Origin of the sequence: Nocardia sp. NPDC059229, from assembly GCF_042754165.1 — a bacterium.
In the GTDB taxonomy this organism is placed as follows: Bacteria; Actinomycetota; Actinomycetes; order Mycobacteriales; family Mycobacteriaceae; genus Nocardia.
Genome location: NZ_JBHZAK010000001.1, coordinates 114,407 through 140,684, shown reverse-complemented (window position 1 = coordinate 140,684; position 26,278 = coordinate 114,407). Strand labels below are relative to the sequence as shown.

At 66.4% G+C, this 26,278-nt stretch carries 26 protein-coding genes, 1 tRNA gene and 2 pseudogenes; 13 read left to right on the top strand and 16 right to left on the bottom strand.

Annotated elements, in window-relative coordinates:
* Positions 1–2 precede the first annotated feature (2 nt).
* Positions 3–581, top strand: coding sequence for a DinB family protein (locus ACFXHE_RS00690; RefSeq protein WP_379378465.1), 579 nt, complete (start codon positions 3–5; stop codon positions 579–581).
* Here ACFXHE_RS00690 and ACFXHE_RS00685 read toward each other — a convergent pair.
* Together ACFXHE_RS00685 and ACFXHE_RS00680 are read right to left on the bottom strand one after the other, a co-directional pair.
* Positions 581–742, bottom strand: a pseudogene (locus ACFXHE_RS00685) (agmatine deiminase family protein); the annotation flags it as partial. The gene ACFXHE_RS00690 and the pseudogene ACFXHE_RS00685 sit on opposite strands and share 1 nt — an antisense overlap.
* Positions 743–746: 4 nt before the next feature.
* Positions 747–1,937, bottom strand: a complete 1,191-nt coding sequence (locus ACFXHE_RS00680; protein ID WP_379378463.1) for a serine hydrolase domain-containing protein — start codon at positions 1,935–1,937, stop codon at positions 747–749.
* A 163-nt stretch (positions 1,938–2,100) separates the two neighbouring features.
* Between ACFXHE_RS00680 and ACFXHE_RS00675 the strand changes: the two genes are divergently transcribed.
* The 5 genes from ACFXHE_RS00675 to ACFXHE_RS00655 all read left to right on the top strand — a co-directional run bounded on the left by ACFXHE_RS00675 (position 2,101) and on the right by ACFXHE_RS00655 (position 6,020).
* Positions 2,101–3,540, top strand: a complete 1,440-nt coding sequence (locus tag ACFXHE_RS00675) for an amino acid permease (RefSeq protein ID WP_379378462.1) — start codon at positions 2,101–2,103, stop codon at positions 3,538–3,540.
* Positions 3,541–3,700: 160 nt separating this feature from the next.
* Positions 3,701–4,513, top strand: a complete 813-nt coding sequence (locus ACFXHE_RS00670; RefSeq protein ID WP_379378460.1) for a serine hydrolase domain-containing protein — start codon at positions 3,701–3,703, stop codon at positions 4,511–4,513.
* A 120-nt stretch (positions 4,514–4,633) separates the two neighbouring features.
* Positions 4,634–5,167: a DUF3145 domain-containing protein gene (locus ACFXHE_RS00665; protein ID WP_379378458.1), complete on the top strand. Its 534-nt coding sequence runs from the start codon at positions 4,634–4,636 to the stop codon at positions 5,165–5,167.
* Between the two features lie 14 nt (positions 5,168–5,181).
* Positions 5,182–5,586: a hypothetical protein gene (locus ACFXHE_RS00660; RefSeq protein WP_379378457.1), complete on the top strand. Its 405-nt coding sequence runs from the start codon at positions 5,182–5,184 to the stop codon at positions 5,584–5,586.
* A 179-nt stretch (positions 5,587–5,765) separates the two neighbouring features.
* Positions 5,766–6,020 carry a BBE domain-containing protein gene (locus ACFXHE_RS00655; RefSeq protein ID WP_379378455.1) on the top strand — a complete coding sequence of 85 codons (255 nt, stop codon included), beginning with the start codon at positions 5,766–5,768 and terminating at the stop codon, positions 6,018–6,020.
* Positions 6,021–6,098: 78 nt separating this feature from the next.
* Here ACFXHE_RS00655 and ACFXHE_RS00650 read toward each other — a convergent pair whose 3' ends face one another.
* From ACFXHE_RS00650 to aceE, 6 genes are all read right to left on the bottom strand, one after another.
* On the bottom strand, positions 6,099–7,529 hold the full coding sequence (locus ACFXHE_RS00650; protein WP_379378453.1) for an acyl-CoA carboxylase subunit beta: 1,431 nt from the start codon (positions 7,527–7,529) through the stop codon (positions 6,099–6,101).
* Positions 7,530–7,701: 172 nt separating this feature from the next.
* The gene (locus ACFXHE_RS00645; protein WP_379378452.1) at positions 7,702–8,952 is read right to left on the bottom strand and encodes a KasA/KasB family beta-ketoacyl-ACP synthase; all 1,251 of its coding nucleotides are present in this window, start codon (positions 8,950–8,952) and stop codon (positions 7,702–7,704) included.
* Positions 8,953–8,963: 11 nt separating this feature from the next.
* Positions 8,964–9,269, bottom strand: coding sequence for a meromycolate extension acyl carrier protein AcpM (acpM, locus tag ACFXHE_RS00640; RefSeq protein ID WP_033086997.1), 306 nt, complete (start codon positions 9,267–9,269; stop codon positions 8,964–8,966).
* Between the two features lie 99 nt (positions 9,270–9,368).
* On the bottom strand, positions 9,369–10,283 hold the full coding sequence (locus ACFXHE_RS00635) for an ACP S-malonyltransferase (protein ID WP_379378450.1): 915 nt from the start codon (positions 10,281–10,283) through the stop codon (positions 9,369–9,371).
* 127 nt (positions 10,284–10,410) lie between these two features.
* Positions 10,411–11,742, bottom strand: coding sequence for a PucR family transcriptional regulator (locus ACFXHE_RS00630; RefSeq protein ID WP_379378448.1), 1,332 nt, complete (start codon positions 11,740–11,742; stop codon positions 10,411–10,413).
* Between the two features lie 15 nt (positions 11,743–11,757).
* Positions 11,758–14,625, bottom strand: coding sequence for a pyruvate dehydrogenase (acetyl-transferring), homodimeric type (aceE, locus tag ACFXHE_RS00625; protein WP_379380312.1), 2,868 nt, complete (start codon positions 14,623–14,625; stop codon positions 11,758–11,760).
* A 366-nt stretch (positions 14,626–14,991) separates the two neighbouring features.
* Here aceE and ACFXHE_RS00620 point away from each other — a divergent pair, with 366 nt between their 5' ends.
* The 4 genes from ACFXHE_RS00620 to ACFXHE_RS00605 all read left to right on the top strand — a co-directional run bounded on the left by ACFXHE_RS00620 (position 14,992) and on the right by ACFXHE_RS00605 (position 16,717).
* The gene (locus tag ACFXHE_RS00620) at positions 14,992–15,426 is read left to right on the top strand and encodes a hypothetical protein (protein ID WP_379378447.1); all 435 of its coding nucleotides are present in this window, start codon (positions 14,992–14,994) and stop codon (positions 15,424–15,426) included.
* A 160-nt stretch (positions 15,427–15,586) separates the two neighbouring features.
* On the top strand, positions 15,587–16,009 hold the full coding sequence (locus ACFXHE_RS00615) for a DUF3052 domain-containing protein (RefSeq protein WP_354838512.1): 423 nt from the start codon (positions 15,587–15,589) through the stop codon (positions 16,007–16,009).
* 109 nt (positions 16,010–16,118) lie between these two features.
* The gene (locus ACFXHE_RS00610; RefSeq protein WP_354838203.1) at positions 16,119–16,583 is read left to right on the top strand and encodes a peroxiredoxin; all 465 of its coding nucleotides are present in this window, start codon (positions 16,119–16,121) and stop codon (positions 16,581–16,583) included.
* A gap of 62 nt (positions 16,584–16,645) precedes the next feature.
* Positions 16,646–16,717 (top strand) — tRNA-Val (locus tag ACFXHE_RS00605).
* 88 nt (positions 16,718–16,805) lie between these two features.
* Here ACFXHE_RS00605 and ACFXHE_RS00600 read toward each other — a convergent pair.
* The 6 genes and pseudogenes from ACFXHE_RS00600 to ACFXHE_RS00575 form a co-directional block, all read right to left on the bottom strand.
* Positions 16,806–17,330, bottom strand: a complete 525-nt coding sequence (locus ACFXHE_RS00600) for a tyrosine-type recombinase/integrase (protein WP_379378445.1) — start codon at positions 17,328–17,330, stop codon at positions 16,806–16,808.
* 124 nt (positions 17,331–17,454) lie between these two features.
* A pseudogene (locus ACFXHE_RS00595) lies at positions 17,455–18,174 on the bottom strand (IS3 family transposase); the annotation flags it as partial.
* 51 nt (positions 18,175–18,225) lie between these two features.
* A complete protein-coding gene (locus tag ACFXHE_RS00590) occupies positions 18,226–18,813 on the bottom strand; it encodes a CBS domain-containing protein (RefSeq protein WP_379378443.1) in 588 nt (195 codons plus the stop codon).
* Between the two features lie 15 nt (positions 18,814–18,828).
* Positions 18,829–19,359 carry a GreA/GreB family elongation factor gene (locus tag ACFXHE_RS00585; protein ID WP_379378441.1) on the bottom strand — a complete coding sequence of 177 codons (531 nt, stop codon included), beginning with the start codon at positions 19,357–19,359 and terminating at the stop codon, positions 18,829–18,831.
* Between the two features lie 367 nt (positions 19,360–19,726).
* Positions 19,727–21,250 (bottom strand): PucR family transcriptional regulator, encoded by a 1,524-nt coding sequence (locus ACFXHE_RS00580; protein ID WP_379378439.1) that lies wholly within the window; start codon positions 21,248–21,250, stop codon positions 19,727–19,729.
* Between the two features lie 255 nt (positions 21,251–21,505).
* On the bottom strand, positions 21,506–21,874 hold the full coding sequence (locus tag ACFXHE_RS00575) for a DUF488 domain-containing protein (RefSeq protein WP_379378437.1): 369 nt from the start codon (positions 21,872–21,874) through the stop codon (positions 21,506–21,508).
* 236 nt (positions 21,875–22,110) lie between these two features.
* On the opposite strand from ACFXHE_RS00575, the gene ACFXHE_RS00570 reads away from it, so the two are divergent.
* Entirely contained in the window at positions 22,111–22,518 is a 408-nt protein-coding gene (locus tag ACFXHE_RS00570) for a VOC family protein (protein ID WP_379378435.1), read from the top strand.
* Positions 22,519–22,846: 328 nt separating this feature from the next.
* Positions 22,847–23,173 carry a LuxR family transcriptional regulator gene (locus ACFXHE_RS00565; protein ID WP_379378433.1) on the top strand — a complete coding sequence of 109 codons (327 nt, stop codon included), beginning with the start codon at positions 22,847–22,849 and terminating at the stop codon, positions 23,171–23,173.
* A 455-nt stretch (positions 23,174–23,628) separates the two neighbouring features.
* Here the strand turns inward: ACFXHE_RS00565 and ACFXHE_RS00560 are convergent, their stop codons facing one another.
* Together ACFXHE_RS00560 and ACFXHE_RS00555 are read right to left on the bottom strand one after the other, a co-directional pair.
* Complete coding sequence (locus ACFXHE_RS00560) at positions 23,629–24,237, bottom strand: hypothetical protein (RefSeq protein WP_379378432.1); 609 nt, start codon at positions 24,235–24,237, stop codon at positions 23,629–23,631.
* Between the two features lie 229 nt (positions 24,238–24,466).
* Positions 24,467–25,879, bottom strand: coding sequence for a PucR family transcriptional regulator (locus tag ACFXHE_RS00555; protein ID WP_379378430.1), 1,413 nt, complete (start codon positions 25,877–25,879; stop codon positions 24,467–24,469).
* Positions 25,880–26,026: 147 nt separating this feature from the next.
* On the opposite strand from ACFXHE_RS00555, the gene ACFXHE_RS00550 reads away from it, so the two are divergent.
* Entirely contained in the window at positions 26,027–26,236 is a 210-nt protein-coding gene (locus tag ACFXHE_RS00550; RefSeq protein ID WP_379378428.1) for a hypothetical protein, read from the top strand.
* The last annotated feature ends 42 nt before the right edge of the window (positions 26,237–26,278 follow it).

Genomic DNA, 26,278 nt, shown 5'->3' with positions numbered 1-26,278 from the left:
TCATGCCGATCGTTCCCGATGCCAAGGACTGGACGTGGGTGCTCGAACGCGCCTGCGCCGAGTGCGGATTCGACCCCGCCGCCACCGCCTTCGCGGCGGTGCCGGGGTCGGCCCGCGCCAGTGCCGCCCGCCTCGCCGCCGCCCTTGAGCGACCCGACGCCCGGCAACGGCCCGATGAATCGACATGGTCGCCGCTCGAGTACGCGGCCCACGTCCGCGACGTGTGCCTCATCTTCACCCACCGCCTCGACATCGCCCGCATCGGCGGGCCCCGCCCCGGCCCGGTGATCCCCGCCTACGACACCGCGGTCACCGTGGGGGACAACGGCATTCCCATGTTCGCCAACTGGGACCAGGACGCCACCGCCATCGCCGCGGACTACACCGCCGCCGAAACGGCCACCGTCGCAGTCGAACTCACGGCCGCCGCCGAGACCGCCGCTCGCGCCTTCGAAGCCGTGCCGGTTACCGAACTCGACCGGGCCGCACTGCGCAGCAATGGTTCCGCGTTCACCATCGACTCCATGGCGCGGTACTTCCTGCACGACCTCGTGCACCACGTGCACGACGTCGAACACTAGAAATCGGTGTGCCCGTCGGTGACGTCGTAACCGGCGATGCCGGGCAGCCAGATGACCTTCGAAATCCGCAGCAGCCGAGCCAGTTCCGCCTCCACCTCCTCGCGCTGCCAGCCGGGATTGCGATTGTCGTTTAGCACGCAGCTCTCGGTGACGATGGCGGTTCGGTCAGCGACAGCGGAGCAGGGCCTCACGGAGATTGCGCGAACGGACATCGTCGAGCACCGCCATACCCAGGCGGTTCATCACATAGCCGAACCCCAGACCCGTTGCCGGATCGGCGAATCCGAACGAGCCGCCATAGCCGGTGGTGCCGTAGGCGCGCTTGTCGGAGCCGAACCGGAAACCGCCGCGCGATCGGCGGAAGCCCAGGTGGTAGCGGCTCGGGGTGAGTAGCACCAGGTCCTCGGCCGGGACGTCGTCGGCGGTGTCGGGGGAGCCCAGGCGGTCCAGCAGGCTCGGCTCGATAGGCAGCTCACCGGTCCGCCCCGCCGCCGCGCCGTACACCCGCGCCAGCGCCCGCGCGGTGCCGACACCACCGGCGGCCGGGCTCTCCACCGCGAGGAATTCGCGCCGGGCGGCCCGGGCGGGCGCACCGACCTGCGGGCTGTTCAGCGCGCGGAAGGACAGGCCACGCTTGCTGTAGAGCTGAATGCCGATGCGCACCGGCAGATCTCGCTCATAGCGCAGAATGTCGAGGCCCTCGGTCGCCGACAGCGCGGCCACCCGATCCAGCGAAACCTCGTCCGGCAGGCCGATATAGAACTCCGCGTCCAGCGGTCCGGCAATGTCCTCGGCGAAGATGCGGCCCAGCGTGCGATGCTCCGGATCGACCCGCCGCAGCAGCTCACCCTGATACAGCCCGGCCGTGATCGGGTGATAGCCGTGCCGGGTTCCCGGCCGCCACAACGGTTTCTGCTCGGCCAGCACCACCGCCATCCGATCCAGATCGGCCATATCCGCGAGCCGGAACGGCCGATCCAGCGCCGCCAGCCCGGCCTGATGGTCCAGCAGCTGCCGCACGGTGATGGACTCCTTGCCGTGCGCGGCGAACTCGGGCCAGTGCAGTGCCACCGGATCCTCGTAGTCCAGCAGCCCCCGCGACACCACCGACGCCACCGCGAACGCGGTCATGCCCTTGGTCGACGACCACACGGGGGCCATGGTGTCGCGCTCCCACATCACCCGGCGCTTGCGATCGCGATGCCCCGCCCACAGATCCACCACGGGCCGATCCCCGTCGTAGACCGCCACCGCCGCACCGATCTCCCCGTGCCGGCCGAAGTTGCGGCGGAACGCGTCGGCGACCGGGCCGAAACCCGCGTCCACCTCGCCATGGATCGTGACCTGCTCACTCATGATGGGGCCGATCGTAACCGGGCATACGGTCTGTGCGGGGTCGCAGTGACGATGGTGAATACCACTGCGACGCCAGTACATAGCTATGAGCAGTGCGCATCCCCTGGCGGACGAGCGACCCTGATGCCATTTCGGCCGGTCCGACCCGGTAGCGTGGCCGCACATGCCCGGACTCCAGCGGATTACCGCATCATTGCTGCGGACCAAGCCCGTCGAACGGCTCACCTCCGACGGAGAACACACCGCACTGCGGCGCAGCATGGGCCTGATCTCGCTGATCGCACTGTCGGTCGGCGCCACCCTCGGCACCGGCATCTTCGTGGTCCTGGGCGAGGCCGCACCGCTGGCCGGGCCCGCCGTCGTCGTCTCCTTCGTCATCGCCGCACTGGCCGCGCTGTTCTCGGCCCTGTCCTACGCGGAACTGGCCGGCGCGGTGCCGGTGTCCGGATCGGCCTACTCGTACACCTATGCGACGCTGGGCGAGATCATCGCCTGGATCTGCGGGTGGTGCCTGCTGCTGGAGTACGGCGTGTCGGTGGCGGCGGTCGCGGTCGGCTGGGGCGCGTACCTCAACGAGTTCCTGGGATCGACCATCGGCTGGCGGATTCCGGACGCGCTGGCGCAGCCGCCGGGCGACGGCGGGGTGATCAATCTGCCCGCCGCCATCGTGGTGGTGCTGGCCACCGTGGTGCTGCTGGGCGGCATCCGGGAGAGCGCGCGGGTCACCACCGTCACCACCATGATCAAGATCGCGGTGCTGGTGTTCTTCGTGGCCGTGGCGGTCACCGCCTTCCACTCCTCGAACCTGCACCCCTTCGCGCCGGCCGGCGTCTCGGGCATCGGGGCGGCGGCCTCGATGGTGTTCTTCTCCTTCATCGGCTTCGACGCCGCCTCCACGGCCGGCGAGGAGGCCAAGAATCCGCAGCGAGATCTGCCGCGCGCCATCATCATTTCGCTCGGGATCGTGACGCTGGTGTACGTGCTGGTGGCGCTGACCGCCGTCGGCGCGGTCGGCGTGGACGCCGTCAGCAGCTCGGGCGCGTCGCTGGCCACCGTGCTGGAACAGGTCACCGGGCGCGGCTGGCCCGCCACCATCCTCGCGGGCGGCGCGGTCATCGCCATCGCCTCGGTGGTGCTGACCGTGCTCTACGGGCAGACCCGCATCCTGGTTTCCATGTCCCGCGACGGGCTCATGCCCGCCGTGCTGTCGCGGGTCGGGGAGAAGCGCGTACCGACGGTCAACACGCTCATCGTGGGCGGCGTAGTGGCGGTGCTGTCGGCGCTGGTGCCGCTGGGCGAACTGGTGAACGCCACCAATATCGGCACGCTGGTGTCCTTCGGGCTGGTGAACATCGGCGTGCTGGTGCTGCGCCGCACCAAACCCGAGCTACCGCGGTCGTTCCGGACCCTGGTGCCGCTGGTGCCGGTCATCGGCGTGGCCATGTGCGTATGGCTGCTGATCCACCTGCCGGGGGTGACCTGGCTGGCGTTCACGCTGTGGTCGGCGGTCGGGCTGGTGGTGTACTTCGGCTACGGGCGGCCGAGGTCAGCCCTGAACAATGCCATGCCTGCCGAAACCGCTACCTCGCAGGCGCATTCGTAACCGGCGGACAGCCCAAAGGTTCGCGGCCGTCTCGATTCTGGACTGACCGGAGCGACGGAGCGCAGCGGAGGAGTGGAGGGAGGGAAGAATCGAGACCTCGGGGCCGCGGACCCGCCCGGAGCGAAGCGGAGGGAAAAATCAAACGCAGTACTCTCGATGTGTGCGAGCGCTGGAGCAGATTCGACAGTGGCCGGTCCGGAACGCGGCGGCGGGTGTCGTCGTCCGCGGCAAGGGCGTGGTGGACGCCGAGGGTGACAGCGCGCATGTCTTCCCGCTCGCCTCGGTGACCAAACCCCTTGTGGCTTACGGGGTTCTGGTGGCCGTCGAGGAGGGCGCGATCGAGCTGGACCAGCCCGCCGGGCCGCCCGGATCGACAGTGCGGCACCTGCTCGCCCACACCTCCGGCCTGGCCTTCGACACCACAGTGGTGCTGGCCCGGCCCGGCGCGAAGCGGATCTACTCCAGCGCCGGGTTCGAGGTGCTCGCGGATTTCGTTGCGGCGCAGACCGGTATCCCGTTCGACCAGTACCTGCGCGAGGCCGTCTTCGAGCCGCTGGGCATGAACTCCTCGGCGCTGGTCGGTTCGGCCGGACATGCCGGCCGCTCCTCGGTCGCAGATCTCTTGCGATTCGCCGAGGAATTGCTGGAACCTGCTGTCGTGAGTGCCGAATTGGTTTCCGAAGCAAGCACAGTGCAATTCCCGGGATGCAATGGTGTCCTTCCCGGTTACGGGTCGCAGCGCCCCAACGACTGGGGATTGGGTTTCGAAATCCGCGACCACAAATCGCCGCACTGGACCGGTGGCGCGAACTCGCCCCGGACTTTCGGGCACTTCGGGCAGTCCGGCACATTCCTCTGGGTGGATCCGGAAGTCGGCATGGCGTGTCTCGCGCTGGCGGACGAAAATTTCGGGGACTGGGCCCGAGCGGCGTGGCCGCCCCTCAGCGACGCCGTAATCGCGGAGTTCGCGTAGCGGCCGACACAGGCATCAAGTAACACACGCAACACCGGGCACTCCAGTAAACTCGGGCAACGCCGAGCTCAGAAGGGGCCGTTGGGGAAGACGTCCCTCGTCGAGCCGGAGGTGTCAGTGGTGCACGCGTCTAGTCAGTTCGCGGAGGCGACGTCTGGAGTCGTCTATATCCATTCGTCGCCGGCTGCGCTGTGCCCGCATGTCGAATGGGCTCTGACCTCCACTCTCAAGGCCCCCGCGAAACTGCGCTGGACCGCGCAGCCGGCCGATCCCGGACAGCTGCGTGCCACCACCGATTGGTGCGGCCCGGTTGGTACCGGAGGGAAATTAGCCAGAGCATTGCGGGATTGGCCCGTGCTGTATTTCGAAGTCACCGAGGACCCCAGCGAGGGCGTCGACGGCGCCCGCTTCAGCTTCGTCCCCGGCCTCGGCCTCTGGAGCGGCGCCACCGGCGCCTGCGGCGACGTCATGGTCGGTGAGATGCATCTGCGCGCCATCGTCGCCGAGGCCCGCGCCCACGGCCGCGGCTCCGCCGCCGAGATCGCCGCCGACATCGACCGCGCCCTCGGCACCGCCTGGGACGATATCCTCGAGCCCTACCGCCTCGGCGGCGAGGGCGCGGAAGTCACCTGGCTGCGCCGCGACGTCGGCTGATACGAGGAGGATTCGTGCGGACCACAGCGATCGCGGGTACTGCCCTGGCCATGGCGACGGCCTTCGTCCTCACCGCCTGCAACGACAACAGCCCCACCGTCGCCTCGGGCCCCTCGTCCCATCCCACCCCCTCCGCCGCCGCCTTCCCGGCCGCGGGCCACGAGGCCGTCCAGTGCGGCGCCGGTCCCTGGGGCCTGGCGGTCGTGGTCTCCACCGCCAAGGGCGCCGGCTTCTGCCCCACCGCGCTCTCCGTCGTCACCGCCTACGCCGACCAGCGCGCCAAACAATCCACCGGCGACATCGCCGTCACCGTCGGCACCGTCCGCTGGGTCTGCGGCGAACGCCCCGCCACCCCCAATCCCTATCAGGAATGCGCCAGCCAGAACGAGTCCGCCGAGAAGGTCCGCCTCCAGTCCTGACGCGGGACCCGCGATGAACCCTCGGCGTCTCCCGTGCGTAACGCCGGGGTAGCGGCAGGACACCGATGGCTGTCGATACGGTGCGGCGCCGTTGGTCCGGCGCGGTCACGGGACATGGCCCGGGGTTCGCTGTGGCGGCGGAAACCATCGGAGGAGCGAGACCATGACCACCGTGAGCCATGCTCTGCTGGACGCCCGCCGACGCCGTCGCCGGCCTCGCCGCCGGACGCGATCTGATCGCTTCCCTCCCCACCGGCTACTGCGCCGCGATCCTGGCGGTCAGCGGCCCGCCCGAGCCCTTCTTCCTCGTCGACCACGACCAGCGCCGTATCCGGGAATCCTACGGCGACAAGTACTCCCGCCTCGTCGCCCTCAAAGCCGCCTGGGACCCCGACAACGTCTTCCATCACAACGCCAACATTCCCCCCGCCTGACAGCGAAACCCGTTCCCAGCCAACAAAAGCGGGCGGTCTCCGAGGAGACCGCCCGCTATCGCGTTGCCGTGTAACCGATTACAGCGGAATGTTCTTGTTGTGCTGCGGCCGTGCCGGGGCGGCGGCCAGGGCGGCGGCGATGGTGGAGCGGGTCTTGGCGGGCTCGATGACCTCGTCCACGACACCGATCGAGATGGCGCGCTGGACGCCACCGGCGATGCGCTCGTGCTCCTCGGTCAGACGCTCCAGCAGGGCCTCGCGCTCCTCCTCCGGGGCGGCCGCGAGAGCCTTCTTGTGCAGGATGCCGACCGCGGCCTTGGCGCCCATGACGGCGACCTCGGAACCCGGCCAGGCGTACACGGCGGTGGCGCCCAGCGAGCGGGCGTTCATCGCGATGTAGGCGCCGCCGTAGATCTTGCGGGTGACCAGGGTGACGCGGGGGACACGGGCCTCGGCGAAGGCGTGCAGCAGCTTGGCGCCGCGGCGCACCACGCCCTCGAACTCCTGCGAGACGCCCGGCAGGTAGCCCGGCACGTCGGTGACGACGATCAGCGGGATACCGAAGGCGTTGCACAGGCGCACGAAACGCGAAGCCTTCTCGGCACTTTCGGAGTTGAGGCAGCCACCCAGGCGGATCGGGTTGTTGGCCAGCACACCGACGGTGCGGCCGCCGAGCCGACCCAGACCGACCACCATGGAGCGGGCGTAGCCGCCCTGCAGCTCCTCGAAGGTGCTCTCGCCGTCGACGTTGTCGAGCAGTTCGTGGATGATCGGCTTGACGTCGTAGGCGCGCTTGGCCGACTCCGGCATCATGGCCTTGAGGTCGACGTCGCCGTGCGCGGCTGCGGCCAGGTCGAATTCGCCCTGCTCGGCGAACATCGAAACCAGGCGGCGCGCACGGTGCATCGCGTCCTGCTCGTCGTCGGCGACGATGTGGCAGACGCCGGACTTCTTGCCGTGGGTGATCGGACCACCGAGGGTCGCCATGTCCACGCTCTCACCGGTCACCGTCTTCACGATGTCCGGGCCGGTCACGAAGACGCGGCCTTCCGGAGCCATGATGACGATGTCGGTCAGCGCGGGGCCGTAGGCGGCGCCACCGGCGGCGAAGCCGAGCACCACGGAAATCTGGGGGACCTGGCCGGACGCGCGGACCATGGCCTCGAAGACCAGGCCGACGGCGTGCAGGGCCTCGACGCCCTCCGCCAGCCGGGCGCCACCCGAATGCCACAGGCCCACAACTGGAACCTGGGAATCGATGGCGGTGTCGATCGCGTCGACGATGTGCTTGCACCCCTCCACGCCCATGGCGCCGCCCATCACGGTGGCGTCGGAGCAGTAGGCGACGGTGCGGACGCCGTCGACCTCACCGATGGCGGCGAGCACACCGGACTTGTCGCGCGGGTGGAGCGGGAGAACGGTTCCGGGATCGAAGAAGCGCTGCAACCGACCCAGCGGGTCACGGGGATCGGTAGCGGTGTCGGCGTGAGCGGGGGCCATTATGGTCATCGCAAACTCTCCTCATGGGGGAAAGGCGGTCGCTGAGAGCGGCTGCGAATGTCTAAGTCCCGGGGGGATTTTCGGGTGCGGGATCGACCATCCGAAAACCCCCGCCGGGACCGCTTGTCTTACTGACCGGTAAAGCTGAGCCGGATTTCCGGTTTACCGGGATGAATCCGTGTCAGTACCGGCCGAAGGCGAGCGCGACATTGTGCCCACCGAAACCGAAGGAGTTGTTGATCGCGAACTCGATGTCCTGACGGCGAGCCTCGCCGTGCACGACATCCAGATCGATCGCCGGATCCTGGTTGTCCAGGTTCAGCGTCGGGGGGACGATGCCATCCCGGATGCTGAGCACCGTGAGTACCGACTCGAGGGCGCCGACGGCACCGATCGAGTGGCCCAGAGCCGACTTGGGGGCGTAGACCGAAGCATGCTGCACGCCGGCCTTGTAAATCGCGTTGGCCTCCGCGGTGTCACCGATCGGGGTGGCAGTCGCGTGGGCGTTGACATGGGTCACGTCCTTGGGGGACAACCCGGCGGTCTGCATCGCGCGCTGCATCGCGCGAGCCGCACCACTGCCCTCCGGATCGGGGGCCACCAGGTGGAACCCGTCGGAGGTGATACCCGCGCCCATGAGCCGGGCGTGGATGGTGGCGCCACGAGCCTTGGCGTGCTCCTCGGTCTCGATGACCATGAGCGCGCCCGCTTCGCCGAAGACGAAGCCGTCGCGATCCTTGTCGAAGGGGCGCGAGGCCGCCTTCGGATCGTCGTTGCGGGTCGACATGGCCCGCATCATGGAGAACGCGGCGATCGGCACCGAGTCGATGAAGCCCTCGACGCCGCCGGTGACGACGATGTCGGCGTCACCCATGACGATCATTCGCCACGCGTTGGCGATGGCCTCCGAACCCGACGAGCATGCCGAGACCGGAGTGACCACTCCCGCCCGGGCCTTGAGCTCGAGTCCGACCACGGCGGACGGGCCGTTCGGCATGACCATCTGAACAGCGAGCGGCGAAATCTTGCGATAGCCGCCGTTCTTCAGCTTGTCCACCGAATCGATCAGCGCGTCGCCGCCGCCGAGACCGGTGCCGATGGCCACACCCAGCCGCAGCGGGTCGACCTCGGGAGAGCCGGCGTTCTTCCACACCTCGCGACCGAGCACGGTCGCCAGTCGCTCGACGTACGCCATGCGACGGATCTCGACCCGATCGAGCAGCGTGTCCGGCGACACCTTCAGGTGGCCGCCGATTCGAACTGGAAGGTCGTACTCCGCAATGAAGTCGTCCTCGAGAGTGTCGATGCCGCTCTCGCCATTGAGGAGGCCCTTCCACGTCGCATCGACGTCACCGGCGATCGACGTGGTCGCCGCCATGCTCGTTACGACGACGTTGGGAAAGTTCCCGTTCAAGGTGGAAGGAGTGGTCACGGTGTCGGTTCCTACTCGCCCTCGGCGCCGAACTTGGCCTTCAGCTCAGCGGCCGCATCGGAGTTCTCGGCCTCGAGCTTCTGGATGTACGCCACCGCGTCGCCAACGGTCTTCAGGCTCGCCAGGTCCTCGTCGGGGATCTTGACGCCGTACTTGTCCTCGGTCTGGACGGCGATCTCGACCATCGACAGCGAGTCGATGTCCAGGTCGTCGACGAAGGACTTCTCGATGGTCACCTCGGAGGGCTCGATACCGGTCACCTCTTCGATGATCTTCCCGAGCTCTTCGACGATCTGTTCCTGGGTCAGAGCGGCCACTGTGGTGGCTCCCTTCTTATTTCCTGTAGAGGGTGGATTTTCAATTGTTTGCGACCCGGTTGCTCCATCGCCGTTGATAGGAGCGGGCCGCGAGCCAAGCTAGCTTGCCGCGGTGAGTTCGGCGAGCGCGGGGAGGTCCGCGGGTGTCTTCAGCGCCAGATTCGGGGTGCCCTTGAGCTCCCGCTTGGCGATGCCGACCAGGGTGCCCGCCGGCGGCAACTCTGCCACCGCGGAAACCCCTGCCGCACGGATCGTTTCAGTGCACAGATCCCAGCGCACGGGGCGCGTGACCTGGGCAGCGAGCTTGTCGACCGCGTCCTGGCCGGAGCTGACCGGTTGCCCGTCGAAGTTCGACAGCAGGGTCCGGACCGGCGCACTGGGCGCGATCTTGGCAATGGCCTCCGCGACCGCGTCCTGGGCGGGAGCCATGAACGCAGTGTGGAAGGCGCCGGCGACCGGCAGTGCACGGACGCGGGCCTTTTCGGGCGGGTTCGCAGCAAGGGCTTCGAGCGCCTCGAGCTTACCCGCGGCCACGATCTGACCCACCGCATTGCGGTTGGCCGGAATCAGACCGAGTTCATCGAGACGAGCGAGCACCTCCGCTTCGTCCCCACCGAGCACCGCGGACATACCGGTCGGCTCGAGTGCGCAAGCTTTGGCCATTTCCGCTCCGCGGATGGCGGCCAGGACCACCGCGTCATCGGCGGAGATGACTCCGGCGACGGCAGCGGCGGCGAATTCGCCGACCGAGTGTCCGGCGACGACTGTATCCGCGGGAAGCGAATCCTGCGGGATTTCCGCGAAAGCCATGAGGGCAGCCGCGACGACGAGCGGCTGGGTGACAGCCGTGTCGACGATTTCTTCGGCGGTCGCAGTCGTGCCCAACCGCAGCAGGTCCAGCCCCGCGGCCTTCGACCACAGCGCGATGCGGTCCGCAGCGCCGGGAAGTTCGAGCCAAGGGGTGAGCATGCCGGGAGTCTGAGAGCCCTGTCCAGGGGCGAGCAATGCGATCACGACTCAAGAAAACACTGTGAGGCCGCTCTCACGAGATGTCGGCGCGAATGAAGCTTGCTTGGCAGTTTTGTGAGGAGTCCACAAAAGACCAAGTGGGCTGTCCGGATCGCCTGATCCTCGAATCTCGTTACACCCCATCCTTAGCATCTGTGATGGGAGTCACATCAGTGGCGGGAGTAGGTGATTCGTTACGAGTTCGTGTCAGCCGACCTACTGTGGCCGCGATACGTAACACATAGGCATCGCGCGGGTTCATTGGATCCCGGCCCGTGATGTCGGCGATTCGCTTGAGTCGATAGCGCACCGTATTTGGATGAACGAACAGCTGGCGGGCGCAGGTCTCGACGGCTCCACCGCAATCCAGATAGGCGTCCAGCGTGTCCGATAGATCGGCGCTGGCGGCGGCCAACGGTAGCACGAGGTGCTCGTTCAGGGCGTCTATGGCCGCGCGGTCGCCGAGCAGGGCGCGTTCGGGCAGGAGTTCGGAGGCGTGCACCGGGCGTGGCGCACCCCGCCAGCCCACCACGGCCTCCATGCCGGCCATCGCCTCCACCGAGCTGACGTGCGCGGCGGACAGCGCCCGCATGGTCGGGCCGATCACCACCGGGCCCTCGGAGAAGGCCTCGGCGAGCAGGTCCGCCAGGAACTGCGACGGATACATCGGGTCGCCGAGATGTCCACTGACTACCATCACCAGCCGCGAACCCTGCACCACGGCGAGCGCGTTGCGGCCGTGCCGGCCGGCCACACTATGTACGGAACTGACAACAGCCACCTGGTCCTTAGGGGGGGTGCCCACAAGGACCGTCGCCGGGGCGGTCGCGTCCCAATTGAGAGTGGCCGCACGGGAGAGCATCTCGGGGCCGGTGTCGCCGCGCACCACGGCATCGACGACCAGGGCCTCCAATCGGGTGTCCCACGCGCCGCGCGACTCCGCGGCCGAGGCGTACACCGAGGCGGCGGCGAAACCGAGCTCCCGCCCGTACCGCAGCACCGCCTCGGTGAGCGCCACCAGCTGACGGTCGTTGCGCGCCAGGGCCGGCAGCCACTGCTCGAAGAACTCCATGGCCACCCGGACCATGTCGACGGTCTGGCGCAGCGTCAGCCGCCGCGCCAGATCGTCCGGAATCACTTGGAAGGCATCGAGACTGAAGCGGATATCCGACTCCGGGTCCTGCAGCCACTCCAGGAAGTTCACCACCGCCGTCTGCACCAGCATCTGGACGCCGGCCCGCTGGGCGGCATCCAGATTGGCGAAGAACGGCAACCGGTCCTGCATCGAGGCCACGGCCTCGGTGGACAGGCGACCGGAGAACTGCTTGACCCGTTTCAGGAGGGTGTCCGGAAGCGGGTCGCGCGTCTGCCGATTCGGGGAGAGCGCGCCGGTCGGGAGATAGACCTCGTGGGAGGAGGTGCCCTCTTCGTTGATCCGGCGCGGCCTCGGCGGTTTACGTTCCACGGTATTTATGTTCGGTTATGCGTCGCCGCCTTCGGTACCGGGTGCCGCCTTCGGCGCGGCGTTCACGTCGTCGATGGCGTAGCGGCGTGCCGCCTCGGCCACCGTGGCGGGTGAAATCCGGCCCTGAGCAGCGAGACCCTGCAGCGCGGCGACCACGATGGACGCGGCATCCACATTGAAGACGCGGCGCGCAGCCGGGCGGGTGTCGGAGAAACCGAAACCATCCGTACCGAGGGTGATGTATTCGGTCGGCACCCACTGGCGGATCTGGTCGGGCACCGCGCGCATCCAGTCGGAGGCGGCGACGACCGGGCCCTGTGCCTCGGACAGCACCTCGGTGATGTAGGGCAGGCCCGGATCCTGGTCGGGGTGACGGAGTTTGGCGATCTCCTTCGCGAGGGCCTCCTTGCGGAGCTCGCCCCACGAGGTCACCGAGTAGACGTCGGCCTGCACACCCCACTCCTGGGCCAGCATCTCCTGTGCGCGCATGCCGTCGGGCATGGTGACGCCCGCGACCAGGATGTTGGCGCGCAGGTCGCCGGCGCCGCCGGGCCGGTACAGGTAGATGCCCTTGAGCAGACCCGCCACGTCCAGGTTCTCCGGCTCGGCCGGCTGGACGTAGGGCTCGTTGTAGAGGGTGATGTAGTAGAAGATGTCCTCGCCGCCGAATTCGTGGTGCACCGAACGCGATTCGGGATCGGTGCCGGGCAGCGCCTCCTGGTAGCCCTGGGCCGGGCCGCCGCCGTACATGCGGCGCATGCCGTCGCGCACGATGTGGGCGATCTCGAAGGAGAAGGCCGGATCGTAGGCGACACAGGCCGGATTGGTGGACGCCAGCAGCAGCGAGTGACCGTCGTTGTGCTGCAGGCCCTCACCGGTGAGCGTGGTTCGCCCGGCGGTAGCTCCGAGCACGAAGCCGCGCGCCATCTGATCCGCCGCCGCCCACAGGCCGTCACCCGTGCGCTGGAAGCCGAACATCGAATAGAAGATGTAGAGCGGGATCATCGGCTCGCCGTGGGTGGCGTAGGAGGTGCCGACCGCGGTGAAGCTCGCGGTGGAACCGGCCTCGTTGATGCCCTCGTGCAGGATCTGGCCGATGCTCGACTCTTTGTAGGCAAGCATCAAATCCGCGTCGACCGATGTGTACAACTGGCCGTTGCGGTTGTAGATCTTCAACGAGGGGAACCACGAGTCCATACCGAAGGTGCGGGCCTCGTCGGGGATGATCGGGACGATGCGCTTGCCGATCTCCTTGTCGCGCAACAGCTCCTTCATCAGGCGCACGAAGGCCATGGTGGTGGCCACCGACTGCTTGCCCGAACCCTTGCGGACCGAACGGTAGGCCTCGTCGCCGGGCAGTTGCAGCGGCTTTGCCAGCGTGCGGCGCTCGGGGACGAAACCGCCCAGCTGCTTGCGGCGATCCATCATGTACTGGATCTCGGGCGCGTCCTGGCCGGGGTGGTAGTACGGCGGCAGGTAGGGGTTGGCCTCGAGCTCGGCGTCGGTGATCGGAATGCGTTGCACGTCGCGGAACGCCTTCAGATCGTCGAGGGTCATCTTCTTCATCTGGTGCGTGGCATTGCGGGCCTCGAAGTGCTTGCCCAGGCCGTAGCCCTTGATGGTCTTGGCCAGGATGACCGTCGGCTGACCCTTGTGCGCCATGGCCGCGGCGTAGGCGGCGTAGATCTTGCGGTAGTCGTGGCCACCGCGCTTGAGGTTCCAGACCTCGGCGTCCGACAGGCCCTTGACCAGTTCCTTGGTGCGCGGGTCGCGGCCGAAGAAGTGCTCGCGCACGTAGGCGCCGTCATTGGCCTTGTAGGTCTGGTAGTCACCGTCGGGCGTGCTGTTCATCAGGTTCACCAGCGCGCCGTCGCGGTCGGCCTGCAGCAGGGCGTCCCACTCCCGGCCCCAGACCACCTTGATGACATTCCAGCCAGCGCCGCGGAAGAACGACTCCAGCTCCTGAATGATCTTGCCGTTGCCGCGAACCGGGCCGTCGAGGCGCTGCAGGTTGCAGTTGATGACGAAGGTCAGGTTGTCCAGGCCCTCGTTGGCGGCCACCTGGATCAGGCCGCGCGACTCCGGCTCGTCCATCTCGCCGTCGCCGAGGAACGCCCAGACGTGCTGGTCGGAGGTGTCCTTGAGACCGCGGTCGTGCAGGTAGTGGTTGAAGCGGGCCTGGTAGATGGCGTTCATCGGGCCCAGACCCATTGACACCGTGGGGAATTCCCAGAAGTCCGGCATCAGGCGCGGGTGCGGGTAGGACGACAGGCCGTGGCCCGGGCCGCCGTGGCTGTACTCCTGGCGGAAGCCGTCCATCTGGTCCGTGGTGAGGCGGCCTTCGAGGAAGGCGCGGGCATAGATGCCGGGGGAGGCGTGCCCCTGGATGAACACCTGGTCGCCGCCGCCCGCGTGGTCCTTGCCGCGGAAGAAGTGGTTGAAACCGACCTCGTAGAGCGCCGCCGAGGACGCGTAGGTCGAAATGTGGCCGCCCACACCGATTCCCGGCCGCTGGGCGCGGTGCACCATGACCGCGGCGTTCCAGCGGATGTAGGCGCGGAAGCGGCGCTCCACCTCCTCGTCGCCGGGGAACCACGGCTCGTTCTCGGTGGGGATGGTGTTGACGTAGTCGGTGGAGGTCAGCGCGGGGATGGCGACATGGCGCTCACCGGCGCGTTCGAGCAGGCGCAACATGAGGTAGCGGGCGCGGCCGGGGCCCTCGCGGGTGAGCATTTCGTCGAAGGAGTCGAGCCATTCACTGGTCTCCTCCGGGTCGATGTCCGGCAGGTATGACGCCACCCCCTCGCGAATCACTCGAACCCGGCCTCCCGCCGGGGATTTGCGTGCCGATCCATTGGTGGAATTCGACGAAGTCGGGTGCATCAAGTCGGTCAAGACGTTTGCTCCTCGTACACATGGGGTGGGACATCTGGTGTGGCGTCAATACCCCGGATATCCGCTGGTGGGCGGCATACCCGTAACGATTGGTCTGGGGCGCATCTCACATCCTTGCCGATGATGCGGCCCAGGTCATCATGTCAGCCGGAAATCCAGTACGGTTGCGCAGGGAATCGCGCCGCTCGCGACGCCATCCAACACCGCCGGGCTGGATCGGGGAGGAAACACGTGAAGCTGCTGAACCCGCGGGGGTTCGGACTAGTGTGCGCGTCCGCGGCGGTGGCGGGGGGATTGGTTCTCGCCGGGTGCGCGAACACGGTCGAGGGTACTCCGACCGTGAATCAGGTTCAGGTGACGTCGTACAGGGCCGAGGCCGCGTCGTCCTCGGCGGCTGCCGCTTCTTCGAAGGCGGCCGCGGCGACCGCCAAGGCGACCGCCGACAACTGCGATCCGTTCCGCAAGATCACCGGGACCGCTGTCGATCGCTACAACGAGTTCGTCGACGCGCACGACGGGAACGCGGCCGACCAGATCGCCAAACGCGACACGGCGGCGTCCGCGCTCGAGGACGCCGCGAAGACGGTCGAGACTCAGGTGGGTGCGTCGGGCGCGGACCTGCAGGCGGATCTGGGGCAGAAGTTCACCGACTATGTGACCGCGGCGCGGTCGCTGGCCGCGGAGGTGCGGAAGATGACGGCCAGCTCGTCGGTGTCGCCGCTGAACGACGCGAGTCGCAAGGTCAACGATGCTCTGACCGCGGTCCGGAACGCCTGCCCGGCCAAGTGAATCGGGCCGTTCACATGATGTGAAACCGGGCTGTCCAATGGATCTCACTGGTCTCACATACGACATTTAGGGTGCGATTTCGGCCGATCGGCTTGCGCTGGGGGCTTTTACCATGTTCGCTTGCAACTACCTATTGTCTGGAGTTGAGGAGGACACCACCGTGGTCGCCGCGGCGGACGCGCAGAACTACGCTCAGAAGCTTGGCATTTCACACGACATGGTGGTTCAGGAACTGGGCTGGGACGAAGATACCGACGACGCGCTTCGCGCCGAGATCGAGGAAGCCACCGGTTCCGAGCTGCTCGACGAAGACACCGACGAGGTGGTCGACGTCGTGCTGCTGTGGTGGCGTGAGGGTGACGGTGACCTGGTGGACGAGCTGCTGAACGTGATCACCCCGCTAGCCGACGACGGCGTCGTCTGGGTGCTCACCCCCAAGACCGGTCAACCCGGCCATGTCGATCCGAGCGAAATCGGCGAGTCGGCGACCCCCGCCGGCCTCACCGCGACCACCCCGGTCTCCCTGGGCACCTGGACGGGCACCAAACTCACCCAGCCCAAGACACCTTCCAAGCAGCGCTGAGGCCTCCACTAAGGTTTCAGGTAAGCCGAGTGACAAACGGTGGATTCCGCGTGTCTCCACGCCGCGTCGCTCGGTGCTGCGCTCAGGACATGAGGATGGAGGGGAAGGTATGCCGCTCGAGGTCGGTTCGGTCGCACCGGACTTCACGCTGAAGGACCAGAACAATCAGGAAGTCACGCTGTCGAGCTTCCGCGGCGAGAAGAACGTCCTGATCGTCTTCTACCCCCTGGCCTTCACCGGCATCTGCCAGGGCGAACTCTGCAAGGTCCGGGACGAACTCCCCAAGTTCCAGAACGACAACGCCGAGATCCTCGCCATCTCCGTGGGCCCCCCGCCCACCCACAAGATCTGGGCAGCCGAACAGGGCTACACCTTCCCCCTCCTCTCCGACTTCTGGCCGCACGGCGCCGTAGCCCAGACCTACGGCGTCTTCAACGAAAAATCCGGCTACCCCAACCGCGGCACCTTCGTCGTCGACAAGGACGGCATCGTCCGCTTCGCCGAAATGAACGGCCCCGGCGAGCCCCGTGACCAGCACGCTTGGGAAAAAGCCCTCGCCACACTAGATTCATAACCCGTTGCCCGGACATCCACATCCGGCGCACCGATCCGACCCCGGGCCCGCCCGGGCAGTTGGGGCGTATAGCTCAGCGGTAGAGCACTGGTTTTACACACCAGCGGTCGGGGGTTCGATCCCCTCTGCGCCCACACTAGAAAGGCCGGTTCACGGCCTGTATTTCATGGGGCAATGTCGACCTTATGGTCATTTCGTGGGGCAAATGTGGGGCAGTCAGCGCTAGCCGAGAACTAGCCGTACTAAGGACCACTGACTTTCACCGAGGCTCGCGTATCTCTGGGTGGTTCTGATCGACGCGTGGCCGAGTAGCTTCTGGTCGAAACGCTTGTTGAAGTTGTCCTGATCGAACGGACGCTGGTCGACATGAGCCAGCAGGAGGCCGCTGCGAACCTTCCGTCCGTCATCGACGTAGGGTATGGGTGCGGGAGTCCCGAGCCCATCGTGCTTGATCGCGGCTGCAAGGGTTTTCGCCAGTGCCTCACCGATCGGGATCACGCGCCGCTCGGCGTCCTTGGGAGCCTTCATGCGCTTGTCGGCCTTGTCCCATGCCCATTCAATGCTGATCGTCTTGCGCTTCAGGTCGATGTGCTCCTTGTGCAGACCCTGTGCTTCGCCCACTCGCATTCCGGTCCCGAGAAGGACATCGACGATCAGTTGGTCGAATGATTCGAGAGGTGCACGGAGCGCTCTGATTTCGTCGTCTTCTGGATGGCGCTCCGGAGATGGTCCGGGCTTCGGCAGCACTATGTCGATGCAGGGACTCTTGTCGTAGTCGTTGCTCGAACTCGGTCGGTGACCATTGCTGCGGGAATGCTTGCGGGGTAAGGAAACCCAGCGATCCGTGTGGCCGGTAACTGTTGCCCTCGATGCGCCGGTCCTCGGCAAGGACCTGTACCTCGGTCAGGGAATGAAACACCTCGCAGGACAGGAATTCGTCGCGGAAACGGCCGTTGAACGATTCGCAGATCCCGTTCTGCCAGGGCGATCCCGGGTCGATGAACGAGGCGTCGACGCCGGTGAATCGGCACCAGTCGGTCATCGCGTGCGCGGTCATCTCGGTGCCGTTGTCCATGCGGATATGCCTGGGTCTTCGACCGGTGGCCGCGATGATCTCGTCGAGGACAGCGACGAGACGGTCGGCGGTGCACGATCGGAATGCCCTGGTGGCCAGCGCTTCTCGCGTGAACTCGTCGATGATGTTGAGAAACCGCACCTGGCGGCCGTCGACGGTGACATCGACTTGGAAGTCCAACGCCCACATCTGATCCGGGAATGATGCCTTCAAGCGTTGATTCCGGCCCGGTCCGATGCGACGTTTCTTACGCGCCCGGCTGGGTCTTTTCAATCCCTCCTCCCGCCAGAGGCGTTGCGTCCGTTTATGGTTGGTCACCAGTCCTTCACCGCGACACAGCGCATGGGCCTTGCGCCAACCCCACCGCGGATGCTGACGCGAGATCGCGCGCAATCGCGCCCGCAGTGCCCGTTCGATTTCGGCGACCGCCGGCGGTCGCCAGTGCGCCAATACTCCAGCGCGTCTCGTGCGGTGGCCGCAGTCTGTCCAGGTTCGGCGCCGCAGTCCTGAATCCATCGATGTGGCGGTGCGTCGCTTGCGTCAAGGTTGGATTCGGACTGTTGCGGGTTAGTGTACGGCTGCGTCCGCGGCGGCCGGTGTGGTCGCGATGGTCGCGGTGCGGATGCCGGGCACTGTGCGGGTGAGGGCGATGGCGATCCGCCGTTCGGATTCGTCGGCGAACCGGCCGGAGATGGTGGCGTCGGCTTCGCGGACGGTGACAGGCCAACGCCGTGCGCCGATGTACTGATCGAGGAGGCTTTGTGCATCGGCCGTGAGTGCGTCATCGGGGGTGAGCATGATTCGCAACGCGTCGCCGCGGCTGAACATGCCGATCACGCGGCCGTCGGCATCGACGACTGGCAGACTGCGCAGTCCGTGCGTTACCAGCCTGCTGATGACCTCGGCCAGTGCCGCGTTGTCGGGGACCGAGACCGCTGGTGTGGTCATCACCGCACTGGCCGTGTCGTCGAGTTCGCCGGCCCGCAAGAGGTCACCGCTGGTGATCACCCCGATCAGGCGATCGTCCTGATCGAGAACGGGCAACGCGGCGTAGCCCAGTTCGGCGAGCATCAGCGCAGCCTCGCGTGCCGTGTTGTCGTGCCGCACCGCGATGATCGGTCGTTGCATGACCTCGAATACCCGAATGTTCTTCATTCCGTTCAACTCCGTTCAACTAGTTTCCGGCTCGGCACGACAGGGCAGATCCTTCGCTGGACTGTTCTCGTGTTCTCCGGGGGCTGGGTCGGTCGGCGCGTAGGGGACCGCGTGTAGCAGCGTCACTGCCATGGTCGTGCCGCTGGGGGCCCGGTAGGTACGGCGTTCGCCCGGTCGCGCTCCGGCGATGGCGCGGCCTAATGGCGATTGCATGGAGTAGACCTCCATCTCGTTGTCTTCGGCCTCGCGTACTGCGAGCAGGAACGTCTCGACCGCTCTGGTGTCGTCGTAGCGGACGGTCAAGACCATGCCGGGCTCGGCGATTCCGTCGTCGGGTGGGTTCTGGCCGATGAGGGCGTTGCCGAGCAGGTGGTGGATCCGGCGGATGCGTGCCTGGCGTGCGGAATGCAGGGCCTGGTTGCGTGCGTAGTCGCCACTGTCCCCATCGGGCATTTCGATGTGGCGTTGCGCGAGCAGTTCCTGCAATTCGGTCTGAAGCAGATCATGGGCTCGAGATGTCATCCAGACACCTGCGGTGTTGGTCATGTGCTTGTGTCCCTTCCTTTCTGGCTGGGTTGGAGATTGTCGTCAGGGGTGGGGCCAAGGCGGCGGTGCGCCCCTGACAACGCGCAGGCCCTGATGTCGGGCCGAGTCTGAGTCGGTGGGACCCGCGTGGATCGCGGATGCTGTGCCGAATCGGATTGGGTTCGTGCGGCGCGTCAGGTCTGTGGCCGGCTGTGTCTTCAGCGGCACTGGGGGCTATGGTCGGTTGTCGGGCCGATCGATGCTCACCATTTCGCTGCTGCTACCTGCGGCTTTCTTGTCAACTCCAGGATGGCGTGGTTGTCGGGGCGATCAGTTGCGCTGACCCGACAATCGAGGGGTCGAGATTTGTGGCGATGGCACAGCACAGTCAGTCGTTGTCGGTGACGGCGAGTTCGATCATCATGGCGAGTCGTTTGCGGGGGTCGTCCAAGCCGAGGTTGGTCACCTCTGCCATCTTGCGCAGCCGGTTACGGACGGTGTTCTCGTGCACGCCCAGCTGTGCGCCCGCCCGTGCGGGGTCGCCTTGGGCCTGCAACCAGGCGCGCAGCGTTGCCACGTACTCGGTGGAGTTGGTGCGGTCGTGGTGTCGCAACTGCGACACCGGCCCCCGTGCGGGGGTGCGTCCAGAAAGCCCAGCGGTGCGCAACCGTTGCAGCAGGATTTCGTCCCACGACTCGTCGTAGGCGGGAGGCGCAGCACCTGATGAGTGGGTCTCGTGCAGCGCCAGGCATTCGTCGGCCTCTTGGCGCGCCAACGCCAATTCTGTGGCCCGGGCAACACCGCTGATGCCGGCCAGCACCGTCATCTGCACTGGCAGTGCCGCCTGTAGCTCGCTTATCCAATGGCGTGCCGTCGCCGCCTGATCGGCGGGCAGCACGGTGTAGATGGTGTCGCCGACCAAGGCGCTGCGGCTCGAACGGGACCAGCCGAATCCGGTTGTTGCTCGCTCGAAGACCTGCAGCAGCGCGGCGTGCTGCTCGTCGGCGATCCGTGCACGCAGCGCGATCGCCCGCAAATTCTCCGGCGCCAACCCCAGCCTGCTGGCCACCGTCGCCGCGTCCGCGGCGCCCTCCAGCAAACTGATCACCAGTTCGGATTCCACCTGACGTTCCAGATCCGCGCTGGCCCGCGACCGCAACAGGTGTAGGGCCACCGTATGCGCGCCGTCGGCCAAGGCGATCCGTCGAGCCCCGTGCAACGGTGCCGGGCATGACACCCATACCGAGCCCAGCAGTTGCCGGCCCACGCGCACGGCCACGACCATCCGCCCCGTCAAACCACGCTCTGCCTGCGCAGGAACGAACAACGGTTCATCCGAGACCGCCAAATGTGCGAACACACCGTTTGCATCGAACAGGGCCCGTAACCACTGCGGCATTTCCCGGCTCAGGATCGTCTCGACCCGTGCGGGGTCGAGGTGCTGCTGCAGCCTCGAATACGCCAGCACCCGAGACCGGCGGTCCTCGATCGTCACCGCACCCCCGACCGCGTCGGCCAGACTGTCGGCCAAGGCGAACAAATCGGTTGGGCCGCGACCGGCCTCGGTCTCGCGGCCTTCCAGCACCAACCCGTAGACCACCGCGGCAACCTCACTCCAGGCCACCGCAGGATCGACCACCATCACCGCCACCCCCTCGATCTCCGGCTCGTCCGCAGTCTGCTCACCCCCACGGATGAGCGCGACAACAGCCCGCGCCGACATTGCCCAGTCCACTACCTCCGACACCGAGCGTGCCCCGATCCCGAGCAGCACATCACCGGCTTCCGTGGGGTCCTGATCGGCCCCGTGGATCACCACACTGCGCAATTGGGTGGACCGGGGAACCGAACACAACCGCAAACGGATCCCATAGCCACCCAGTACGTTCGCCAACCGGTCCAATGTCACCACGAGCCGCTCCTGTGTCGAACCGAAGGTGCAGTGCATTCAGGCGGCCGACAGATGTTCGCGGACAAGGAAGTCGGGCCATTTCGTCGAGCGGTCCATCGGGATGAACACCAGCGCGAGCCGGCGACCCGCGTCGCATTGACGAGGTGAGATTTCCAGTGCCGCGCCCCCGTGCGACAAAGCCTCTACCTGTAGACGCCGTCGATGCGTATGGCGCGGGTGCGTTTCAGCGGTGAACCTGTGTCGCGTCGTAGCCTGTCACTCCAGTCGTGCGACGGCATCGGCGAGTACGGCGGCTTCGCTGATGTCGGTTTTCTTGGTGCCGGTGAGCAGCGTGAGTTTGTTCTGGTCTGCCAGTTCGCGCAGGTGGGCGAGCGCATCAGCGCGCTCGGGTTCGGTGAGTTCGTCGCGGTAACGGCGGGCGAACTCATCGAAAAGTTCCGGGTCGTGGCCGTACCATCTGCGCAGTTCGGTGGACGGAGCGATCTGTTTGCACCATTCGTCGAGGTGGGCTCTGGTTTTGCTGACGCCGCGGGGCCAGAGCCGGTCCACGAGGACACGGGTGCCGTCATGCGGGGTCGGGTCGTCATAGATTCTGCGGATTTGCACGGTGCGTCGAGTCGTCATCATCGATCCCCGGTTTTATTGCTGCTCGATTCTGCGGGTTTGGTGTTTTTAGTGCGGTGAACACGTCGGCGGCGGAGGAGGTGTGGAAGCTGATGATTCCTTCGACTCCGACGGCGGCCAGCTCACGCATGAGGTGCCCGTGTCGAGCATGGTGGCGTCGGCACTCGATGTCGTCGATTTTACGGTGCGGCGGCCGGTAACGTGGGGATCGGGCGGGGTTTGCGAAAGGGGAGCAGATGGATACCGTCCGGGCCGCGACGTGTTTGATGGAAGTGTCTGATCTGGATCGTTCGGTGCGCTTCTACTGCGACGTATTCGAATGCAGTGTCGCGATTCACGAGTCCGACGCCGCGCTGCTTTTAACCCCCGACGGTTTCCAGCTGTACCTACGGGTGAGCGAAACGTCTGTGAGGGGCAGAATTGGTGACCTGGGCGTCACACAGATCATCTGGTCCGCCGACAGTAAAGCAGAACTGGACCGAATCGAGCACCGACTGCGCGCGTGCTATCCCGCCACGTACACCAACACTGCGAACGGGATCAGTTTCGTCGACGGTGTCGACCCCGACGGTTCCCGAGTGCTGATCACCTACCCGAGCCCCGAACAGCTTCCACGCGAGGTTATCGACCATCGGTTCCGATGAATGGTTGATCTCGTTGGTCGGTGCTATCCGAGTCTGCGGCGTAGGTCGTCGAGCCAGATCGACACTCCAGCCTCGGTCAATGCGGTCAACGGGTCGGACATGAGCATCTTCTTCCAAAGGTTTGTCGAATATGCCGGTGGCCGGATATCACCGGGGTGGCGGTTACGTTCGGGATCGTCGGAAGCAGGTCTCCTGATAGCTCGTGAGCGCCGGTGGTTGCGATAGAGCCATCGAGAGCCGGTTACCCCGGGCGCCGGCGGGGCGGGGATTCGGATCATGCTGGAAGGCAGTGATCGAGGCGAGGCCGGACACGACGCGAGGGGCGATGATGGAGAAGTTCTCGGTGGAGGCGATGACTCGTGAGCTGCTGGCGCGGGCGGGCGCGGTCTCGGCGCGGCGCGCGTCGGCCACTGTGTACGGCGGGCACGAGCATCAGCTGCGTCAGACTGTGATCGCGCTGACGGCCGGAGCCGCACTCGGCGAGCACGAGAACACCGATGAGGCGACGCTGCTGGTGTTGCGCGGGCGAGTTCGATTACACACCCCGCAAGCTTCGTGGGACGGCCGTCGTGGTGATCTGCTGGTGGTCCCTCATACCCGGCACAGTCTCGAAGCGATCGAGGATGCCGCCGTGCTGCTGACTGTCGCGAAATAGCCCGGCTCGAGGGCTGTCCCATAGTCCGAGCCCCGGGTCGTAGCCTGGGCCCCGCGTCGTCGGGGACCAGCGATTCGCGGCGCGGCGGCATGCTGCCATATCGCAGTCCGTGCGGTCCGGCGACGAACCCGCGGTGACCGTCGCGGCAGCCACACCACCGCACCAGCCGCCAGAGCGATCTCATCGCGCACTGTCGCCAAGGTCCCGGCGTGCTCGGCGTGTGGTCGAACCGCCGATGCCGGTCACGGTCGAACTGGCCTTGGCCATCCCGGCAGCGTCGCTGAGAACCCTTGCCCTGCAACAGGTTGCTCCGTTCGGGGCACCGGACTTGTCCACGCGGAGCGCCGTGTCGTAGGCCGATGGCCGCTGAAATCAATTAGATCTGCTGCATAGCGAATTTATTTACGCATAAGTCCCTGGATGCATCTGCCGATTCTGATGCCTCAAATCATCGACTACCGATACCAGACGCCGGAATTCCAATCGCCGTAGTCCCAGACATTGAAATCGTAGCGATCATGCGCACCCGCGAACACGTAGCCCAACCAACCGGCCGATGTGTCACAGATTTCGTCGTCGTGGTTGCACACGGTGAGCACCGGGACGTTGCCGAACCAATCGTCGACGCCGGCCAGTGGATAACCGATGAGCCAATTCCCGGGAGTCGAGGACAGTCCACCCGAACCGGGTCCCGGAGCGCGTTTGGGATCCGATAGCAGGATGGCGTTCGCATTGCCCACATCTTGGTGGGCGGTGACCCAGGCGTGGAGTATGCCCGCGCCCTCGCTGTGCCCGATCAACCGGATATGATCGCGCGGACACTCAGTGCGGTGCGACCAGAAGAGCCGGTCGATTTCGTTCAACGCCGACATCGGATCGGCGGAGTCGTAGCCGACGGACTGATCGACGTACGGAGCGAACACCGACGGGTCGCCCGAGCCGCCGATTCCAATCGCCCAGTCGCCGGCGCAGCCAGCGGCCCGAGCCGTCGGGTTCGTCGCGTAGGTGATGGAAAAGAGGATGGCCAACAGTAATGCGGCGAAGAGCGCCGTTGCTCTACGCATGATCGTACTTTCTTCTTTGTTCTTACTTCCGGGTGCGGCCCGGCCCGAGCAGGATGTAACCAGAAACTACTGGCGTTCTCGGCTGCTGGCGAAACAATTAACTGGGCCCGGTTCACCTGGGCTGTAGCGAAACATCGGAGGCCATGTTTCTTCACCTCGATGCGAGTAGTTTCCGGTCGCCGCGTGACCAGTACGGCGCGTCCGCTTTCAGCTTACGCGAAATCGGGTTTCAACCGATTGGGCATTTGTAGAGCACCTGTGCCCAGTAGTCGGCGAAATGTTTGCGTTCGATGGCTACGTGGGCGATCCCGACCTCGGCGGCGGGATCGGAGCCGAATACTGTTGGGGCGTCTCTTGAACACGTATGTCTGCCAAGGGCTTTCGTGGGGCAATCTTCAGTCCGATACCGCTGCAGGGTGTGGTCAGCGGGTCCAGCGGAGGACGTCGAGGGCTGCGCCGACGGCGATGGTGTTGGTTCCGAGGGGGGTAGGAGTTCGCCGGCTCGGGCCAGGCGGCGGACTACGGTGCTGCGGTGGGTGTAGAGGCGGTCTGCGGTGCGGGCGATGCTGCACTGTTCTTCGATGTAGGTGGTGAGGGTTTCGATTATCTCGGGGTCGGCCCCTGCCAGGTCGCCCAGTGTGTCCGTGATGAATTCGTCGGCGCGGATGGGGTCGTTGGTGAGGACGGCGACCAGCTGGATGTCCTGGTGGCGGGCGACTCTCCGGTGTGAGGTGAGGCGGGCGAGCATGCGCTGAGTTTCGAGGGCGTCGAGATGGCTGCGGCGGAACCCGTCGAGGTCGGTGCCGGGCCGGCCGATGGCGATGCGGATGTCCGGTGCGGCATCGAGTCCCTCGATGATCGGGGCCAGTTCGGGTGCGGTGTCGACGGGCAGCCACAGCCACAGGGCCGCAGCGCCGGCCACGATCGTGAGCCGGTGCCGGGCACCGTTGATCCGCACGAGCAGTTCGGCGGCGGCCTCGAGCTGGTCGCTGACCATGGAGGACGTGGCCCACAGGGTGGCGGCGGTGTGCGGTCCGGTCAACCGGTAGCCCAGCTGGGTTTCCGCCTGGACGAGACGGATCGGCGCGCCTTCGAGCAGCAGCGACACAGTGGCACGGCGTTCGGCATGGGTGCCCCGGGTGAGGTCCGCCTTCTCGGCTTTCAGCTGGTCGGTGACGGCCGCGATGGTGTCCTCGATGAAGGTCGAGATCGACAGTGAGGCGAGTTCCAATAGTTCACGCAGCTGGCGGGGATCATTGGTAAGCGCGAAGCAGACCTCCATGCAGCGGTTCCAAATGACGCTGTAGGTGGTGCGGTAGGCCTCGAGTGAGGCCTCGTCCAGTCCGCGTCGCGCCAGATCCCTTGCTGTAGAGAGTGCTTCGGGTCCGAGGTTCGGCGGGACCCTGCGGCCGGGATGCTGCACATTGCACCAGGCCCAGTGCGTGATGTTCGCGACGTTGGCGCGCCGCACGGCGTCGGCGTGCGCGGGGTCGTCCGCGATTCGCTGCATACGCTCGCCCGCCAAGGATGCCTCGTGCAGATCCTCGAGCCACTCCGCGGGCTGATTCAGCGCGATCTGTGCCGCCTGCCGGATGAGGGCGACGGTTTCCGGACCGGGCTCGGGCCATGGCTCGCCGCGCATCCGGGTGGGCCGCGACGCAAAGGCGCTCGACTACGCGGTCCGGCTCTTCCCGGAGCTCTATCCGAAGGTCGTGGCCGGCCTCGACCGCCGCGTGTTCGGCGCCTGACAGCGCACCGCATCCCCACCGAATCGATGGGGTCAACAGCGGTGAAGACCGTTGAGATCCGTGCCAAGGGCGTGGCGGCCTATCAGCGCCGGAACTTCCCGCCGGAGAAGGTGGCCGAACAGATCGTCGACGCGGTCCGTGGGAATCGTCCGATGGCGCTGGTCACCCTGGAGGCCTACGTATTTCGCGCTATCAGCCGCATTTCGACCCGTGTGAGCCGACAGATCGCCCGCGTGAACATCGGCGCATAGATATCCCCGCGTCATGCACCCCACATTCCGACGTCCGATGGA